At 52.8% G+C, this 17,491-nt stretch carries 13 protein-coding genes and 1 riboswitch; of the genes, 8 read left to right on the top strand and 5 right to left on the bottom strand.

Annotation, left to right across the window (positions count from 1 at the left end; translation table 11 throughout):
• The first annotated feature begins 4 nt into the window (after positions 1–4).
• Positions 5–2,272, top strand: coding sequence for an S-layer homology domain-containing protein (locus H8S45_RS01345; RefSeq protein WP_186949450.1), 2,268 nt, complete (start codon positions 5–7; stop codon positions 2,270–2,272).
• Between the two features lie 102 nt (positions 2,273–2,374).
• Here the strand turns inward: H8S45_RS01345 and H8S45_RS01340 are convergent, their stop codons facing one another.
• Positions 2,375–3,067 (bottom strand): helix-turn-helix domain-containing protein, encoded by a 693-nt coding sequence (locus H8S45_RS01340; RefSeq protein ID WP_054325966.1) that lies wholly within the window; start codon positions 3,065–3,067, stop codon positions 2,375–2,377.
• A 451-nt stretch (positions 3,068–3,518) separates the two neighbouring features.
• On the opposite strand from H8S45_RS01340, the gene alaS reads away from it, so the two are divergent.
• The 7 genes from alaS (at position 3,519) to H8S45_RS01305 (ending at position 12,296) form a co-directional block, all read left to right on the top strand.
• Positions 3,519–6,146, top strand: a complete 2,628-nt coding sequence (alaS, locus tag H8S45_RS01335; RefSeq protein WP_186949448.1) for an alanine--tRNA ligase — start codon at positions 3,519–3,521, stop codon at positions 6,144–6,146.
• 35 nt (positions 6,147–6,181) lie between these two features.
• Positions 6,182–6,520 carry a histidine triad nucleotide-binding protein gene (locus tag H8S45_RS01330; protein ID WP_054325965.1) on the top strand — a complete coding sequence of 113 codons (339 nt, stop codon included), beginning with the start codon at positions 6,182–6,184 and terminating at the stop codon, positions 6,518–6,520.
• A 73-nt stretch (positions 6,521–6,593) separates the two neighbouring features.
• Positions 6,594–8,828, top strand: a complete 2,235-nt coding sequence (locus tag H8S45_RS01325) for a ComEC/Rec2 family competence protein (RefSeq protein ID WP_186949447.1) — start codon at positions 6,594–6,596, stop codon at positions 8,826–8,828.
• A 3-nt stretch (positions 8,829–8,831) separates the two neighbouring features.
• Positions 8,832–9,887, top strand: coding sequence for a DNA polymerase III subunit delta (holA, locus tag H8S45_RS01320; RefSeq protein ID WP_147573689.1), 1,056 nt, complete (start codon positions 8,832–8,834; stop codon positions 9,885–9,887).
• The gene (locus H8S45_RS01315; RefSeq protein WP_107630506.1) at positions 9,884–10,495 is read left to right on the top strand and encodes a toprim domain-containing protein; all 612 of its coding nucleotides are present in this window, start codon (positions 9,884–9,886) and stop codon (positions 10,493–10,495) included. The genes holA and H8S45_RS01315 overlap by 4 nt, the downstream gene beginning before the upstream one ends.
• 45 nt (positions 10,496–10,540) lie before the next feature.
• A riboswitch (FMN riboswitch) is annotated at positions 10,541–10,673 on the top strand.
• An 89-nt stretch (positions 10,674–10,762) separates the two neighbouring features.
• Positions 10,763–11,380, top strand: a complete 618-nt coding sequence (locus H8S45_RS01310; protein ID WP_054325960.1) for an ECF transporter S component — start codon at positions 10,763–10,765, stop codon at positions 11,378–11,380.
• Between the two features lie 70 nt (positions 11,381–11,450).
• Positions 11,451–12,296, top strand: coding sequence for a metallophosphoesterase (locus H8S45_RS01305; RefSeq protein WP_054325959.1), 846 nt, complete (start codon positions 11,451–11,453; stop codon positions 12,294–12,296).
• An 84-nt stretch (positions 12,297–12,380) separates the two neighbouring features.
• Here H8S45_RS01305 and H8S45_RS01300 read toward each other — a convergent pair whose 3' ends face one another.
• From H8S45_RS01300 to ileS, 4 genes are read right to left on the bottom strand one after another with little or no spacing between them, the layout of a single operon-like run.
• The gene (locus H8S45_RS01300) at positions 12,381–13,172 is read right to left on the bottom strand and encodes an HAD family hydrolase (protein WP_186949444.1); all 792 of its coding nucleotides are present in this window, start codon (positions 13,170–13,172) and stop codon (positions 12,381–12,383) included.
• 14 nt (positions 13,173–13,186) lie between these two features.
• Complete coding sequence (locus tag H8S45_RS01295; protein ID WP_147573686.1) at positions 13,187–14,110, bottom strand: RluA family pseudouridine synthase; 924 nt, start codon at positions 14,108–14,110, stop codon at positions 13,187–13,189.
• A complete protein-coding gene (gene lspA / locus H8S45_RS01290) occupies positions 14,100–14,633 on the bottom strand; it encodes a signal peptidase II (RefSeq protein ID WP_107630502.1) in 534 nt (177 codons plus the stop codon). Before lspA ends, H8S45_RS01295 begins: the two co-directional genes overlap by 11 nt.
• A gap of 59 nt (positions 14,634–14,692) precedes the next feature.
• The gene (ileS, locus tag H8S45_RS01285) at positions 14,693–17,485 is read right to left on the bottom strand and encodes an isoleucine--tRNA ligase (RefSeq protein ID WP_147573685.1); all 2,793 of its coding nucleotides are present in this window, start codon (positions 17,483–17,485) and stop codon (positions 14,693–14,695) included.
• Positions 17,486–17,491: the final 6 nt, after the last annotated feature.

Below are 17,491 nucleotides of genomic sequence, written 5' to 3'. Positions count from 1 at the left end.
AGGAATGAAAAAAAGATTACTCAGCCTGTGTCTGGCATTTCTTTTTGCGATCACCCCTGCTTCGGCATCGTTTACCGACATCACGGACAGCAAGCTTTCGCAGACCGTCTCCGTCTTGGACGCGTTAGGGATCATGCAGGGGGTGGGGGGAAACCGGTTTGATCCAAACAGCGCGCTGACAAGAGCGCAGTTCTGTAAGCTGGCGGTGACCGCGCTGGGCGTTTCCGATGTAAGCGCCTATGGCAGCTATACGATCTTTCCGGACGTTAAAAGCTCACATTGGGCCGCGCAATATATCAATGCCGCAGTGCGCCATCCTGATCTGAAAGAATACTCCATTATCCGCGGCTATGCGGACGGCACCTTTGGTCCGGACAAGACTGTTAACTTCGGAGAAGTCTGCACCATGCTGCTGCGTATGCTGGGCTATACGGAGGCCGACATCGGCCCGTTTTGGCCGGCGGACTATATCGCCCGCGCGCAGTCCCTCGGCCTGACGGAAAACGTATCGCTTACCAACGCCACAGCGGCCGTGAAGCGCGGCGATGCGGCGACCCTGCTACTCAATACGCTGGGGACAGAACTGAAAGGCGATAACTCCGGCATGCTGCTGAATAAGATATCCTCTTCCACCATTGAAAACTGTATTTTGCTGGCGACCAGCGAAACGGATTCCTCGCTGGCACCCAATGAAGCGATTTTCTATGAAAACGGCTCTCTGAATGAGTCCCCGCGCAAGACCGCGGGTACGCTGGACAAAAGCCTGATCGGCGTTTACGGAACGATCGTGATCGGCAAGGAAGGGGATAAGGTCGCGGTAGGCGTCGTTCCCAACAATAATAAGATCGAGAGCTACACTGTAACGAGCGCGGCGGCCGACAGTATCTCGACCAGCACGCAGACCCTCCGCCCCAACCGAGACACTGATCTCTATGTTGCACGGGAGAAAAAGCTGGATAAGTTTTCAAATATGTGGGCGGGGATTCAGCATGGCGACACCCTGACGCTCTACTACGACGAGTATGGCGCGCTGCAGCTGATGGCGGTCCTGCCGTCCGCGACCTCGTCCAGCGACACCTCTTTCGTTTACGGCCTTGCGACCTCCGTCAATATTCCGGAGGGATATCAGATCATCAAGAACGGCGCGGTGATCGACCGCTCCAGGATTAAAAAATACGATGTGGTTACGCTCGATCCCGCAAATCGCCAGGCGGTCGTTTCGGATGCCAAGATCAGCGGATGCTACACTAAGGGCGAGCCGTCTTTCGCCTATCCACAGACGGTAGAGCTGTTCGGCGGGCAGTCCTATTCGATCTCCGACCGCGCGGCTGCCTCGTTCGAGGATATCAAGCTCAAGGATTATATCACGCTGCTGTTCAGCGAAGCGGGCGATGTCATCGCCGCCTATCCGAAAAACATGGTCAGCGCGGACATGCAGGGGATCGTTACCGCAGTAGATGGGAAAAAGGTGACGGTCGTACTGACCAATGGGTTGACCCTGCATATCCAGGCCGAAGCGGAGAGCCTGGACGAACTGATGGGCCGCTTGGTTTCGGTCGGACAGTCCTCTAACGGTTCGGCGTATCTGACAAAAAGAGCGCTTACCGGCAGGGTATCCGGAAACTGGTCGATTGCAGATGGCAAGATCGGAAATTCCGTGGTATCGCCCAAGGTTCGGATTTATGAAGAGGTTGCGCCGGGCGCGCCCTTGTCAGCAATCGCCCAGTCGGATATCGATCTGGCTTCGGTGTCGTCCAGTCAGATCCGTTATACGGTGATCGACAACGCGGGTACTGTAACCAACATTATTTTAGGCGACGTAACCGGCGATAGCTGGATTTATGGTATCGGCTCCGGCTCCAGCCGCGGCGAGGATGACAACAAGGAATACTATGCCGGTATCAAGTATTGGGACGGCTCAAAAACCGTATCCGAGGAATATCGGGTAGACACTCTGCCGGGCGGCTTGAACGGGAGTGCGATCGGCATACCAAAGGGGTATAAAAACGGGAGCAGCGCTGTGAACCGCTCGTTCTCAACGCTTCCGCTCAAACTGGTCGATACGGTATCGATTTCCGCGTTTGACGGGGCTACCGGCGTTCGGACCAGGGACGGGTATTACAATCTGACGGATGATATCGGTGTTTATGTATCTGACCGCAGGGAATTTATTTCCCTGCAAAATGCAAAAGCCAATTATACGAATTTCCGCCTGTACGCAAATAAAAATGCGGAGGATGGCGGGAAAATCCGCATGATTATCGCATCTTAAGGGAAAAGGCTAAAGGTCATCACTTTATAGCCGGTTAGCATCCCGTTTCAAAGCTGGATAAAAAGGCTCCGCCACATTGGCGGAGCCTTTTCCGATAGACGGTTATTTTTTACGATTGTACAGTTCTGCCACAATTCCAATAATAATGGATAGCAGATAGATACCGCCCCAAATCGCCCAGCCGTAATGGCCGTGTCCATACGGCGCTCCCGCAGGATTAGGGCCAAACACAATGCCGGCGAGCAAACCAAGTGCAAAGGCAATCAGCGTGACAAATGAAAACCGATGCTTGCCGAAAAGAGAAGGGACAGCAGAAATTGCCATTGCAATCCAGAACAGATTGCTGCTGAGCAGCCAGCCATAAAGGTAACTATTGCTTCCGGATAGTTTTGCAGATACCAGCCAACCAAGCAGGCTGACATTGGACCGGTCGCACCAGATTAAACGGCCAATCAGATAGACCGTGAGATACGCGCAGACAACGATCAAGGCCGAAACCAGGTTCTCTTTCCGTCTCTTCCTTTTGTCTGCTCGTTTCCTCTCGTCTTCCATCCTGAAAAGAGTATAAAACTGTTCAACAGCAGATGAATTGGCAGCATTTCCTGTATCGAGCAGCATATCGACTGTTGTGCCGAATAGCTCTGCTAATTTGAACAGGTTCTCTGTGTTAGGGGCTGACTGGTCTGCTTCCCATTTGGTGACGGCCTGACGGCTTACGCCGATCAGATCAGCGACCTTCTCCTGTGACATTCCCGTATTTTGCCTGCAGGTTTTGATCCTTTCTCCCACTGTCATAGAAAACACCTCTTTTCAATCAAGAGTATACCGGAAATTATTGTTTTTGGCTACAACTATATGGCAACTGGCGGTTGCATCGCAAATTTTTTGGGGGAGTGTTGTTGCTTTAATAAATGCCCCTATAGGTCGTCAGCTTTGGCGGTTTTTGTTGACATTAGGCTGGGAAAGCGGTATAATATACGCGATAGAAAATGCGATGACGAAACGAGTTTTCCAACGGAGTGATCCAAAGAGAGAGGGATCTGGTGCAACCCCTTGTTCAGTCCGGAAAACGGCCACTTCCGAGCAGCCTGTAAAAAACAGGCCGGTCAGGTTCCCGATATCGAACCGCTGAGATGCGTTTTACAGCGCAGATCAGGGTGGTACCGTGGAAGCATGCTTTCGCCCCTGACAGGATTGGGCGGAGGCTTTTTTTATTTGTCATATTAAATTTTGGAGGATAAATGTTATGCAGTACAGAGGCTTGAACGAGCTGCGCGAAATGTATCTGAAGTTTTTTGAAACCAAGGGACATCTGCGCTTGCCGAGCTTTTCGCTCATTCCGCAGAACGACCCGTCGCTTCTGCTGATCAATTCCGGTATGGCGCCGATGAAGCCCTTTTTCACCGGCGAGCAGGAGCCGCCGCGCCATCGTGTGACGACCTGCCAGAAGTGCATTCGAACAGGCGATATTGAGAACGTCGGCAAGACTGCGCGGCACGGCACGTTTTTTGAAATGTTAGGCAATTTCTCTTTTGGCGATTATTTCAAAAAAGAAGCGATTTCCTGGAGCTGGGAATTCCTGACCAGTCCGGAGTGGGTCGGCATTGATCCGGAGCTTTTGTATCCGTCCATCTATGTGGATGATGACGAGGCGTTTGAAATCTGGAACAAGGATATCGGCATTCCGGCGGAGCGGATTTTCCGCTTCGGCAAGGAAGACAATTTCTGGGAGCATGGCTCCGGCCCGTGCGGTCCCTGCTCGGAAATCTACTACGACCGCGGACCAGAGTTCGGCTGCGGCAAGCCCGGCTGCACGGTCGGCTGTGACTGCGACCGGTATATGGAGGTTTGGAACAATGTATTTTCCCAGTTCGATAATGACGGACAGGGGAATTACACCGAATTAAAGCAGAAGAATATCGATACCGGCATGGGGCTGGAACGCCTGGCTTGCGTGGTGCAGGGGGTAGGTTCCCTGTTTGACGTGGATACCGTGCGGAATATCACCAATAAGGTATCCGAGATCGCTGGGAAGCATTATGGGGAAAGCGAGAAAACTGATATTTCCCTCCGTGTGGTCACCGACCATATTCGCTCGACCGTTATGATGATCTGCGACGGTGTTATCCCCTCCAACGAGGGGCGCGGCTATGTGCTGCGGCGCCTGTTGCGGCGGGCAGCGCGCCATGGCAAGCTGCTCGGTATCGACCGGCCGTTCCTGTCCGAGGTGGCGACCACTGTTATTGAGGAATCCGGCGGCGCTTATTCGGAGTTGGTCGAAAAACAGAAATATATCCACAAGGTAATTGAAAACGAGGAGGCAAGCTTCAACAAAACCATTGACAGCGGCCTGTCTATTCTGAACGAACGCATTGCGGCGGCAAACAGCAAGGAATTGCCCGCAGCGGACGCATTCCAGCTTTATGACACCTATGGCTTCCCGATCGATCTGACGCTTGAGATTCTGGAAGAACAGGGGATGACCACCGACCGCGCGGAATTTGACCGCCTGATGAACGAGCAGCGCGAGCGCGCCCGCGAGGACCGAAAAAAAATGGGCGACCTTGGCTGGCAGAGCGAGGATCTTGGCTTGGACAAGGCGATCAAAACCCGTTTTGACGGTTATGAAACACTGGGAGAAAGCGCCAAGGTGCTGGCGATCGTCAATGAGGGCGAACCGTCCGGAGCGGCGGCAAAGGGCGAAAAGATTACGGCCGTGCTCGATCATACGCCGTTTTATGCGGAAATGGGCGGTCAGATCGGCGACCACGGCGTACTAATCGGCAAAAACGGCGTGATGACCGTGTCTGACGTGCAGAAGACCAAAGACGGCAAGTATATGCACATCGGTACAGTTACCGAGGGCGCGCTCTCCGTGGACGACGAGGTGGAGGCCAAGGTGGACGCGGAATACCGTCAGGCGATCTGCCGTGCGCATACCTCGACTCATCTGCTCCAAAAAGCGCTTCGCAAGGTGCTGGGCGATCATGTGGAGCAGGCAGGCTCCTACACTGCAAACGATCACCTGCGTTTTGATTTTACGCATTTCGCGGCATTGACAGCGGACGAACTGCAGCAGGTGGAGACGCTGGTCAATGACGCGATCCTTGCCGGCTATCCGGTGGTCACGGAAGAAATGTCCATTGACGAGGCGAAGAAAAAGGGCGCGATGGCGCTGTTCGGTGAAAAGTATGGCGCGGTTGTGCGTGTTGTTCAGGCCGGCGATTCGATTGAGCTTTGCGGCGGTACGCATTTGGATAACACAGCTAAGGCGGGTATGTTCAAAATTATTGGAGAAGCTTCCGTTGCGGCCGGTGTACGCCGCATTGAAGCCGTGACCGGCAGAGCGGTGCTGGATTTCCTCAATGAGCGCCAGCATATATTGAACGAAACCGCAGCCGCGCTCAAAACTTCCCCGAACGAGTTGGCGGCCAAGGTAGAACAGACCATGGCTGACCTGCGCACGATGGCCAAAAAGCTGGAAAAGCTCAACGGAAAGCTTGCCTCGATGCAGATGGTCGACCTGTTCAACGTATCGCGTGATGTCAAGGGCGTCAACGTGGTCGCAACCAAGCTGGAAGACGCTTCAGCGGATGTGCTGCGTACGATGGGCGACGGTATTAAGGAAAAAGCGCCGAACATGGTCGCTGTACTGTCCTCGGTCAACGACGGCAAGGTAAGCTTGCTGTGCGTCTGCGGCGCGGAAGCGGTCAAAAAGGGAGCGCATGCGGGTAAGATTGTCAAGGAAGTCGCCAAGATCGTTGGCGGCGGCGGCGGCGGGCGTCCGGACAGTGCAACTGCGGGCGGAAAGCAGCCAGAAAAACTGGAGGAAGCGCTCGAAGCGGTCAATAACATTGTTGACGCGCTGTTGTAAAGTCGGTATACTGGTATCAGAAAGGAGAGGTCGTCATGAGCGATTGTCTGTTCTGTAAAATTATTTCCGGGGATATCCCTTCCAAAAAGGTCTATGAGGACGAGCTGTGCTATGCCTTTTATGATATCGATCCCCAGGCGCCGACGCATTTCCTCGTGATTCCCAAGCAGCATATCCGCTCCGCTGCGGAGGTGGATGATTCCAACAGCGCGGTAGTTGCCCACTGTTTTGAGGTGATCGCAAAAGTCGCGAAGGAACAGGGCATGGAAAGCTTCCGCATCGTATCCAATATCGGAGAACAGGCAGGGCAAAGCGTGTTCCACCTGCACTTCCATGTGCTTTCCGGCCGCGATATGACTTGGCCGCCGGGCTGATACAGCAGTTGCAAAGAAGTGGCACGACCGTGCCACTTCTTTTTTGAAACAGAAAAGCCGGAAGGGGATTTTTATGCTGGAGCGTCCGCTGATTTATTTGGTGCCGGCAATTGCGGCGGCTCTTTTCTGCGCGGTTTGCCTTGACTGGGCTCCCAGTCCGATGGTTTCGCTGCTTTTGCTAGCCGTGTTTTTGCTGCTCGCCGGTATATTCATCTACCGGAACAAGGCGTTTGCGCTGTTTGGCATGCTGGCCGCAGCGCATCTGGCTTTCTGCGGCTTCTCGATTTATAACCTGTATATTGTCGAGCCAATCCGGCATCTGAATGGACAAAGCCTGGATATCCAGGCTGTTTTGTTGGAAGATCCAGACGTTTATGAGGACAGCCAGCGTGCTCTGCTTTCCGTCACCCATAACGGAGAGGTGGAGCAGACGTTCCGTACCTTTTGCTACCTTCCGCTGACCGATACCCCGCTCTATGCAGGGGATCATATTGTGGTCAACGTTGGATTTTATTTGCCGGGCACTGCCGAGGGATTTGACCGTGCGGTATATCAGGCATCTAACCGCTGTTTTATTGCGTCCTCTTATAACCAAACGGAGGAAGACACGCCCGTCCGGTTTGAGATGACCGGTACCGAACGGGACACGCCGCGCTTTCTGCCGCAGCGGATTGCCCGCTACTGCAAGCAGGCGATTGCGGGCGCACTTCCGGAGCGGCCGGCGGGCCTGCTCACAGCACTTTTATTGGGCGACAAATCTGGGATCAGCGATGCGGATGCTCTGGCACTCCGCATCGCTGGACTGAGCCATCTTGTCGCGGTTTCCGGTCTGCATATCGGTTTTTTGGTGGCGTTTTGCTCGTTGTTAGGCCGCAGGATCGGTACGCTGGTTTCGATTCCGTTCATCCTTTTATTTGTGCCGATCGCCGGAGCGAGCCCGTCCGTAATCCGTGCAGCGGTCATGTATTTGGTCACGGCCGGCGCTTTTCTGCTGCGCAAAGAAGCAAGCAGTCTGAATTCCCTGTTTTTAGCACTCGCGCTTTTGCTCATCCTCAATCCTTACGCAATCGCAAGTCTCAGTTTGCAGCTTTCATTTAGCGCCACACTGGGGCTGATCCTGTTGGCCGGCAAAATGCAGCGGCGGATGATGAAGCCGTTCCGGCCTTTTCCGAAAATGGTGTACCGCATCCTGTCCGTAGTTGTCGGATCGGTCTCTTGCACGGTATGTGCGACGATTTTTACCACACCGATTATCCTCAGCGCTTTCGGTTATGTCTCCGTTCTGTCGCTACTCAGCAATCTTTTGGTCGTCGGCGTGACTGCCGTATGTTTTATCGGCGGTTTTCTGGTTTGCCTGACATCGGTGTTCTTCCCATTTTTAGCAACGCTGTTCGCAAAAGCGATCACTCCATTGCTGACCTATATCCTCGATATCTGCAACTGGATTGCAGGCCTGCCGTTCGGCCTGATTAACTGGGCGGACAGCTTTGGTATTGCCGCGCTTGTTTTGTCCTTAGCTGGAATTTTAGCCTGGCTGCTTGCAGGCGCTCATATCAAATGGCGCTATGTTTTGCCTGTTTTCTGCCTTGTGCTGTTTGGCATCACGGCTTCGGGCGCATATTATAACCGGCAGCACTACTCCGTGACTTATCTTCCGTGTGGTAGCGGGCAGGCAATCATTGTATCCGACGCTGTTGACAACATGACGCTTATCGATTGCGCGGGGGACGGAGGATATCGTAATGCTGCGGCATCCGTGCGGGAATGGATGCAGTGGAACGGCTTCCGGCAGGTTGACACACTGGTTTTGACTGCGGTGGATAAGGGGCATGCCCGCGATCTACCTGAACTGCTGCAGCATACGTCGGTCGAACAAATCTTGATTCCGAACGGCTGCAAAGAGACGCAGCACAACAAAGAGTTATTGCAATTGGTTGCGGAGGCGGATGCGGAGATCGTAGAGGATACGGTGCAGTTGGACGCCGCCGCGCCGGTCACGGTTTTTCCTGTCTGTGACGGTAAGCTTGGCGTGCAGATTGGCGGTTATGTTTTAGTGCTGCACAGTCCTACGCAAAAACAGCTTGCGGCATTCTTTGAAACCGAGTCGTATTCCGCACCGGATATTGTACTCTCACAACGGAATATGGAGGATACCGTGCTGCTGCGTCAGCTTATATCAGATACAAACGCGCAGCGGATCATTTTGCAGTCCAGCACAGGGGACGTGCTGCATAAATTTGAGGGAACGCCGATTGAAAGCCCATATTTCACCGGCGAACTGCAGGAACGCTACAAAAAGGAGGGATAGCGCATGGCTGCACCCAGAAAGAACGCGAATAACGGCAAGGCAAAGCTGATCCACGATCTGAAAGAGTGTTCCTTTGCGCCTTTATACATCATAACGGGTGACGAGGACTATATGAAAGCGCATTACCTGCGCCAACTCAAGGAAAAGGTAGTGGATGCTGCCTTTGCAGATTTTAATCTGCTGGAATATGAGGGGAAAGGCCTGACTCCGGAGCAGCTTACCGAGGCGATCGACAGTTATCCGGCCATGTCGGAGAAAAAGTTGATTATTATTACCGACTTTGACCTTTCCAAGCCGCCGGCCGGATTTGGTGATTTACTGCCCGAGATGCTCAGCGATCTGCCGGACTATGTATGCTTGGTGTTTTATTATGACATTTTGGAGGGCAAGCTCGATAAACGGACAAAGCTCTATAAAACGCTTGAGAAAACCGCCTGCATCGCGGAATGCAGCCGTTTGGAGGAGAATGAGCTGGTTGCATGGATTGAGCGGCGGGTCCGGTCGCTTGGCTGCACGATTACCTCGGATAACGCTTCATACCTGATATTCCTGTGCGGAAATTCGATGACCAATCTGGCCGGCGAAATCGATAAGGCGGCCGCGCATACGACAACAGGGGAGATCCGCAAATATAATATCGACGCGGTATGCTCGCCGGTTCTGGACGCGGTTATTTTCGATCTGACGGATGCGATCACGGCGGGTAAATTCGACAGGGCGGTTTCTCTGGTAGGCGAGCTGATTGCGCAAAAAAACAATGAGGTTATGATTTTCACGACCATTACGCGCCACATTCAGCGTCTATACGGCGCTAAGCTGTGTGAGAGCGCAAGGGGAGGGGAGCGGCTGCTGATGGAGCTGATCGGCTCCAAATCGCCGTACTATGCCCGACAGATACAGAATGCCGCGCGCCGCGTTTCACTCGACTGGCTGCGACAGGCGGCGTCTCTTTGCGCGCAGACGGATACCGCGCTGAAAGGGAGCGCTGTCGACCGGCAGAAGCAGATCGAGCTGACCCTGCTTGCGCTTGCATCCGCGCAGAAGGGGGAGCGTGCATGATCCGTATTCGGGAAGCGATCCTTGTAGAGGGACGATATGATATCAATACGCTCAAACAGGTGGTGGATACCGTTGTATTAGAGACCGGCGGCTTCCGTATCTTCCATGACAAGGACCGGCTGAAGCTGCTGCGGCGTATCGCGCAGGCACGCGGGTTGATTGTCCTGACGGATAGCGATGGAGCGGGCTTTGTGATCCGGAATTATCTGAAAGGCGTACTGCCTCGGGATCGCATCAAGCAGGCGTATGTACCGGATGTTTGGGGAAAGGAAAAACGCAAGCGGCACGCTTCCAAAGAGGGCAAACTCGGCGTCGAAGGAATGCGGCCGGATATTCTGTGCGACGCGCTGCGCAGGGCTGGTGCGACCTTTCTGGATGGGGAGGCGCAAAAAGGGAGGGATACCTCCGATAGCCCGATCACGAAAGCGGATTTCTATACATGGGGACTGACCGGTCGGACTGACAGTGCAGCGCGGCGGCAGCGGCTCCTGCAGGAGCTGGCGCTGCCCGCGCATATGACGGCCAACGCACTGCTGGAATTTATCAATGCAGTCGGAACACGGCAGGAAATTGAGGCTATCCTGCAGCATTTTTCTGAAAACCATTGACAAAACCATCCTAATTGACCTATAATAAAAGCGTAAATTAAATCAGTTCTGTTTCAGGGCGGAGTGAAAGTCTCCACCGGCAGTATACAGGGCGTTGTTCCTGATAGTCTGCGAGCCGCAAGGCATGATGGGTGTGAATCCCAACCGACGGTTATAGTCCGGATGAAAGAAACAGGTGTATCTCGGTACGTCTGCAAGCCCTTGGAGATTTCCAAGGGCTTTTTATTTACCCAACCAAACAGAACTCCTTACAAAGGAGACAGAACCATGACAAAAGCAAGCAAGATCACCTATACCGCCGTATTTGCGGCAATCGCTACCGTTCTTATGTATTTTGAATTCCCGATCCCGTTTATGCCGCCGTTTCTCAAAGTGGACCTTTCCGGAGCGGTGGTCCTGATCGGCGCGTTTATTTTTGGAATTGGCCCGGCGATTACCATGATCGGTATCAAGGATCTGATTCATTTAACACAGAGCCAAACGGCCGGTTCGGGAGAATTGGCGGATTTCCTGATGCTTTCCACCCTGGTGATTGTTGCTGTGTTGCTTTATCGCATGCACAAAAGCCGTAAATTTGCGGTTATCGGCTGCGCCGTCGGCGCGGTGGCCATGGCCTGCATGGGGATGCTGACCAACTATTTTCTCATTATTCCGTTTTATGTGAACGGAATGGGGTGGAATCTGGATGCGATATTCCAGATGTGCGCTGCGGTCAATCCTGCGATTGATGGGATGAGTGCATACTTGTTGTTTGGCATATTGCCGTTCAATCTGATTAAGGGGGTAATTTTGACGGTGATTACGATGCTGGCTTACAAAAAGCTTAGCGTATTTATTAAATCCAAACAGATTGACCTGCATCATAAAAGCCAGCAGGTGGGCTGAACCAAAAAGCGCGGAGGGGAGAGGACCTGCCGCGCTTTTTTAATAAATAAAGAAAAAAGGAGTCCCAGTAATGAAAAGAAAACGGATATTGTCCGCTGTCCTGATGTGCGCGGTCGGCGTGGGGATATGCGGCCTATATTGCGGATTGATGCCACGTCGCTATACGGTGTCAACGCCCAAACTCAACGCAGAGGAAAGGCTGCGAATCGTCATGCTTTCCGACCTGCACAGCTATGTTTACGGAAATGACCAGACACCGCTTCTTCGCAGGGTGAAGGAGCTGCAGCCGGATATTATCGCACTATGCGGCGATATTGTTGACGATAAACAACCGCAGGACGGCGCAAAGCTGCTGCTAAAACAGATTACAGAAATCGCGCCATGCTATTATGTATCCGGCAATCATGAATATTGGAGCAGTGAGCCGGAGCAGATATTCCGGATGATAGAGTCCTATGGAATACACGTCTTACATAATGAACGGGAGCGTATAACAGTGGACGGCCGAGAATATGTGATCTGCGGTGTGGATGATCCGGCAGCCTATGGCGACCGCGTGCCAAGCTCATATGGGAATGCAGCGTCCTACCGGAAAGCGCTGCAAAGTTTTGACGACCTGTTCAAGGATGATGCGTTTCATATCCTGCTGGCGCACCGTCCGGAATATATAGAGGAATACGCTGCGCATCCGTTTGATTTAACGCTTTGCGGTCATGCACACGGCGGCCAATGGAGAATCCCGTATATCATGAATGGTCTGATTGCGCCCAATCAAGGCTTTTTTCCGGAATACGCCGGTGGCCAGTATCAAATTGGTGCTATGACGGAAATTGTGGGACGCGGCCTGGTATTGGATTGGAAGCCCCGTGTTTTTAATCCGCCGGAGATTGTCGTCGTTGATATCGCTCCCCAATAGAGAGGGTGCTTTCTAAAAAGAAGATACATACAATTATACAAAAGAAAAGTTTTGTATAATTGAGGGAGGGTGAAAAGAAGCGCATCATGAATAATGCGCTTCCAAATATTCGACTACTGCGGCGACCGCATCCAGGTCATTCTCTCGGACATGGACGTCTGCCGCCTGTAATATCCCATCGTCCGCATTTGCTGGTGCAAAACCCAGATATGCTGCGTGGATCATATCCTCATCATTATAGCTGTCTCCAACGGCGAATATCCGGTCGTGCGGTATTCCGCAGTTTTGTGCGATCGTTTCCAGGGCGGTTCCTTTGTTGACGCCCTGCGCCGTAACCTCCCAAAATGAAGGCATACTTGATGCCATGCAAAACCGATCCTGATATGGCTTCAAAAACGCCTTTACCTGATTCATAAGCGCGGGATCGCCTGTAAAATTGATTTTGCACCAATTTGTAGTATCCGGAAGACGGTTCGAAGAAACCGTCTCGAAATCCAAATGCAGGGTGCGCATATGCTGTTCGGTTACTTCACTTGACTGGCATACCAGGATACGGTCGCCAATAAAAATTTCGCAACCTATTTGTGAAAATTCTAACAAAGTTGTCTGAATCAATTCCTTTGTTTCCACCGGCATGCCGGCGCAGCGCATTACCTGATGCTGTTCGTTTAAAATCAACGACCCGTTGAGAAGGCTGTACGGTGCATTAAACGGAAGCTGCGGCAGGTAGCTGCGGATTGCCCCGGGCGCGCGCCCAGTGGCTAAGGAAAAGCGTCCTCCCTCCTCCGTAAAATACCGCAGTGCGCGTTCATTCCGTTCTGATATCCGTCGGCTGCTGTCAAGTAAGGTGCCATCCATATCACAGGCCAGCAGCATTCCCTCAAATTTATTCATTCCATCTTCTCCAGTTTTGCAATAATATCCGTAAAATAGTCAGGGAGCGGTGCGGAAAAGCACATGACTTCCTCTGTTCGCGGATGCTGTAAGGTAAGGCGCGCGGCATGCAGGCATTGTCCGCCGATATGAGCGAAACGGTCTTTGGCAAGGCCGTACAGCGGATCGCCGATAATCGGATGCCCGACCGATGCCATATGCACGCGGATCTGATGCGTCCGTCCGGTTTCGAGCTGAAAGGCCATATGGGCATAACTGCGGAAACGATGCAACACCTTATAATGGGTCACGGCGTTCCGTCCGCCTTCCATCACAGCCATTTTTTTGCGATCGGTTTTATGGCGTGCAATCGGCTTATCGATGGTCCCGCTGTCCAGTTTAGGGGATCCGATGACGATTGCTTCGTACCCACGAAACGCGGTATGCGCCGCAATCTGTGCCGCGAGGCTTTGATGTGCGGTGTCGTTTTTGGCCACAACCAGCAACCCGCTGGTATCCTTATCGATCCGGTGTACAATGCCGGGACGCAGTTCGCCATTGATACCCGACAGGCTGGTCCCGCAATGGAACATCAGTGCGTTTACCAGAGTGCCGGACCAGTTTCCGGCAGCGGGATGAACGACCATCCCGCGCGGTTTGTTGACGACAATGATGTCTGAATCCTCATATATAATATCCAGCGGGATATCCTCGGGACTCAGGTCTACCTCCCGCACTTCCGGAAGCTGGACCAGGATATCCTCTCCACCCGACAGCTTATAATTCTTTTTTACAGCCTTGCCCGCAATGGTGACAGCCTGTTCCGCAAGCAGGTTCTGCACTGTAGAGCGGGTCAAGCCTGGAATCTGTTCCGCCAAATAGCTGTCGATCCGCTGACCGGATTCCGTATCCGGTACGGATAACCGAAAGTTATTCTTCATGCGCCTGCTCCGAAATTGTCTGTTCGTCCTCTTCTGTGAGCTTTGCAGCTTCTTTCGGCGGCTGTTCTTCTTTCTCTTTGTGCTGGAACATGACATACAGGACGAAAAGCACGCCGCCCGTGCAAATAAAGATGTCCGCGACATTGAATACTGGAAAATGGATCAGACGAAAATCGAATAAATCCACGACAAAACCGTGTATCACACGGTCGATCGCATTACCCACCGCACCTGCGGCAATCAGGACCAGGGACCATTGTCCAAGCTGCGTCTGCATTACTTTTTTTTGCAGCAGAACCAGAATGACCACGGTGATAACGCAAGCCAGCGCAACAAAGATCCATCGGGAATCAAACTGGGAGAACAGGCTGAATGCGGCGCCTCGATTCTCTACATAGGTCAGATGGAATACGTCGCCAATAATCGGTAGGGTGCGCAGATCTTTCAGTTCATTCAGCGCCCAAGATTTAACAAGCTGGTCAATTTCGACCATAATCAGTGCCGCGAAGACAAATAATGGCATACATATTGACTCCTATCATAAAAAGGGAACAGAAAATTCTGTTCCCCTTTCGCTTTCATTTAGCCGACAACCTCGGCGCAGCGCGCGCACAAGGCGGGATGCTTCGCGTTGGCCCCGACTGACTGGGACTGCTTCCAGCAACGCAGGCACTTCTCACCCGCAGCGCGGCCGACTGCAATCTTCAGTCCAGGGAGGTATTCGCTCACCATGCCGCTTCCCTCACCCGCGACAACAGCAAGCTCGGAAACAATGCACAGATCAGCCAAATCCTGGCCGCAGCCAATGAGGAAGGCCGCCGTATCCTGGTTTGCATACACAGTGACATTGGCCTCCAGCGGCTTGCCAATGACTTTTTCATTCCGAGCGCCTTCGAGCGCCTTGTTGACATCATCGCGGAATGCGGTTAGCTTGTTCCACTTTTCACAATCCTCCTCGCTGAACGCCAAGGAATCGTCTACAGCAGGCATTTCATTGTACGCTACGTTGCGGATGTCGTCCTCCTCTGTGTGCGGCATAGCCTGCCAGATTTCGTCCGCAGTGAAGCACAGGATCGGGGAAAGCATGCGCACCAGCGCGCTGAGGATATTATACATTGCGGTCTGGGCCGAACGGCGGCTCAGGCCCGTCGTATCATCACAATACAGGCGGTCCTTGATCACGTCCAGATAGAAATTGGACATATCAACAACGCAGAACTTATGGATTGTATGGAATACCGTGTGGAACTCATAGGAATCGTATCCCTCGCGAACCTTGGCAACCAGTTCGTTCAGTTTCATCAACGCCCACTTGTCAAGCTCCGGCAATTCCGTATACGCAATCTTATCAGTCTGGGGATTAAAGTCAAACAGATTGCCCAAGATATAACGCGCTGTATTGCGAATCTTCAGGTAATTCTGTGACAAATGCCCCAGCATGTCCTTGGAAATACGCATATCCTGCCGGTAATCCGAGGATGCAACCCACAGGCGCATTACATCCGCGCCGTACTGTGCCAGAATATCATCCGGCGAAATGCCGTTGCCGCGCGATTTGGACATTTTCTGCCGTTCCTCGTCCACGATCATACCGTGGGTGATAACCGTCCTATAGGGAGCTTTGCCCTGCGTGGCAATCGACGTCAGCATGGAAGACTGGAACCAGCCGCGGTACTGGTCGTTGCCCTCCAGATATACATCCACCGGTGTCGCCTGATGCTCGCGGTTTTCAATGACTGCGCGCCAGGATGAGCCGGAGTCAAACCAGACATCCATAGTATCGGTTTCTTTTTCAAAATCGCTGCAGCCGCACTCGCATTTGATATTCGATGGAAGAATTTCAGATGCCTGCATATCGAACCAGGCGTTCGATCCCTTGTCACGGAACAGGTCCGCAACAAGCTGAATCGTCCGCTCGTTCACCAGCGGCTTGCCACATTTTTTGCAGGTGAAGATCGGGATCGGCACGCCCCATACGCGCTGGCGGGAAATACACCAATCCGAACGTTCGCGGATCATGGAAGTCATGCGCTCTTCGCCCCAGGCCGGAATCCATTTGATCTGCTCGCATGCCTTGACAGCATCATCCTTGAGTGCATCCACTGAACAGAACCACTGCTCGGTCGTACGGAAAATGATCGGGTTCTTGCAGCGCCAGCAGTGCGGATAGCTGTGTACGATCTCTTCGATTGCCAGCAGCGCGCCGCAGGACTTGAGATCTTCCAAGATGACTGGCGTGGACTTTTCATAATACAGATTTGCGTATTTGCCCGCGTCGGCGGTCGTCATCCCCTTGCCATCAACCGGTACGATGATCGGAATATCGTACTTCTGGCAGACAATGAAGTCATCCGCGCCGAAGCCGGGCGCGGTATGAACGCAGCCAGTACCGGCGTCCAGTGTAACATGGTTACCGCAAATCACAAGACTCTCGCGATCCATGATCGGGTGCTTGGTGTGCATCAGCTCCAAATCGGAGCCCAGCAGCGTACCCAGCACTTCCCAGGAATCAATCCTGGCTGCTTTCATAACGGCTTCGACCAGTTCCTTGGCGAGCACATAAATATCGCCTGACGGAACCTTGACCAGATCATATTCAAACACCGGATTGACCGAGATCGCAAGGTTGCCCGGCAACGTCCAGGTGGTTGTGGTCCAGATCACAAAATAGACATTTTCCAGCCCGCCGGTAATGGAGGCGATTTTGCCGCCCTTGTCATCCGTTACATGAAACTTGACATAAATCGAGGAACAGGGCTCATCCTGATATTCGATTTCCGCTTCAGCCAGCGCAGTTTCATCGTGCGGACACCAGTAGACCGGCTTCATGCCCTTGTAGATGTACCCGCGCTTTGCCATCTCGCCGAAAATCTCAATCTGGGCGGCTTCGTAATCATGTGTCAGCGTCAGGTATGGACGCTCCCAGTCGCCGATTACGCCCAGACGCTTGAACTGCGTCCGCTGCGTGTTCACATGGTTATGCGCAAATTCCTCGCATTTGGAACGGAATTCCGCAGTGGAAACCTTATCACGGTCCATGCCGTATGCCTTGATTGCCTGTCGCTCGATCGGAAGACCGTGCGTATCCCAGCCCGGGATATACGGCGCCTGATACCCCATCATATTGCGGGAGCGCACAATAAAATCCTTTAAGATCTTATTGAGCGCATGGCCCATATGCAAATTGCCATTGGCATAAGGAGGGCCGTCGTGCAGCACAAAAAGCGGCTTGCCTTCGTTCTTTTTCATCATCTCATGATAGATGTCCTGCTTTTCCCAGCCCTCTAAAAAGCCAGGTTCGCGCTTCGGCAAGCCGGCGCGCATCGGGAAATCGGTTTTGGGAAGATTGATCGTCTTATTGTAATCCTGCTGCATGTTGCA

The organism is Agathobaculum faecis, assembly GCF_014287995.1.
Taxonomy (GTDB): Bacteria; Bacillota; Clostridia; order Oscillospirales; family Butyricicoccaceae; genus Agathobaculum; species Agathobaculum ammoniilyticum.
This window is presented reverse-complemented; position numbering and strand designations above follow the sequence as displayed.

Coding starts and splice junctions, on each gene's coding strand:
- H8S45_RS01345 (WP_186949450.1), top strand. CDS start 5: ATGAAAAAAAGATTACTCAGCCTGTGTCTGGCATTTCTTTTTGCGATC.
- H8S45_RS01340 (WP_054325966.1), bottom strand. CDS start 3,067: ATGACAGTGGGAGAAAGGATCAAAACCTGCAGGCAAAATACGGGAATG.
- alaS (WP_186949448.1), top strand. CDS start 3,519: ATGCAGTACAGAGGCTTGAACGAGCTGCGCGAAATGTATCTGAAGTTT.
- H8S45_RS01330 (WP_054325965.1), top strand. CDS start 6,182: ATGAGCGATTGTCTGTTCTGTAAAATTATTTCCGGGGATATCCCTTCC.
- H8S45_RS01325 (WP_186949447.1), top strand. CDS start 6,594: ATGCTGGAGCGTCCGCTGATTTATTTGGTGCCGGCAATTGCGGCGGCT.
- holA (WP_147573689.1), top strand. CDS start 8,832: ATGGCTGCACCCAGAAAGAACGCGAATAACGGCAAGGCAAAGCTGATC.
- H8S45_RS01315 (WP_107630506.1), top strand. CDS start 9,884: ATGATCCGTATTCGGGAAGCGATCCTTGTAGAGGGACGATATGATATC.
- H8S45_RS01310 (WP_054325960.1), top strand. CDS start 10,763: ATGACAAAAGCAAGCAAGATCACCTATACCGCCGTATTTGCGGCAATC.
- H8S45_RS01305 (WP_054325959.1), top strand. CDS start 11,451: ATGAAAAGAAAACGGATATTGTCCGCTGTCCTGATGTGCGCGGTCGGC.
- H8S45_RS01300 (WP_186949444.1), bottom strand. CDS start 13,172: ATGCTGCTGGCCTGTGATATGGATGGCACCTTACTTGACAGCAGCCGA.
- H8S45_RS01295 (WP_147573686.1), bottom strand. CDS start 14,110: ATGAAGAATAACTTTCGGTTATCCGTACCGGATACGGAATCCGGTCAG.
- lspA (WP_107630502.1), bottom strand. CDS start 14,633: ATGCCATTATTTGTCTTCGCGGCACTGATTATGGTCGAAATTGACCAG.
- ileS (WP_147573685.1), bottom strand. CDS start 17,485: ATGCAGCAGGATTACAATAAGACGATCAATCTTCCCAAAACCGATTTC.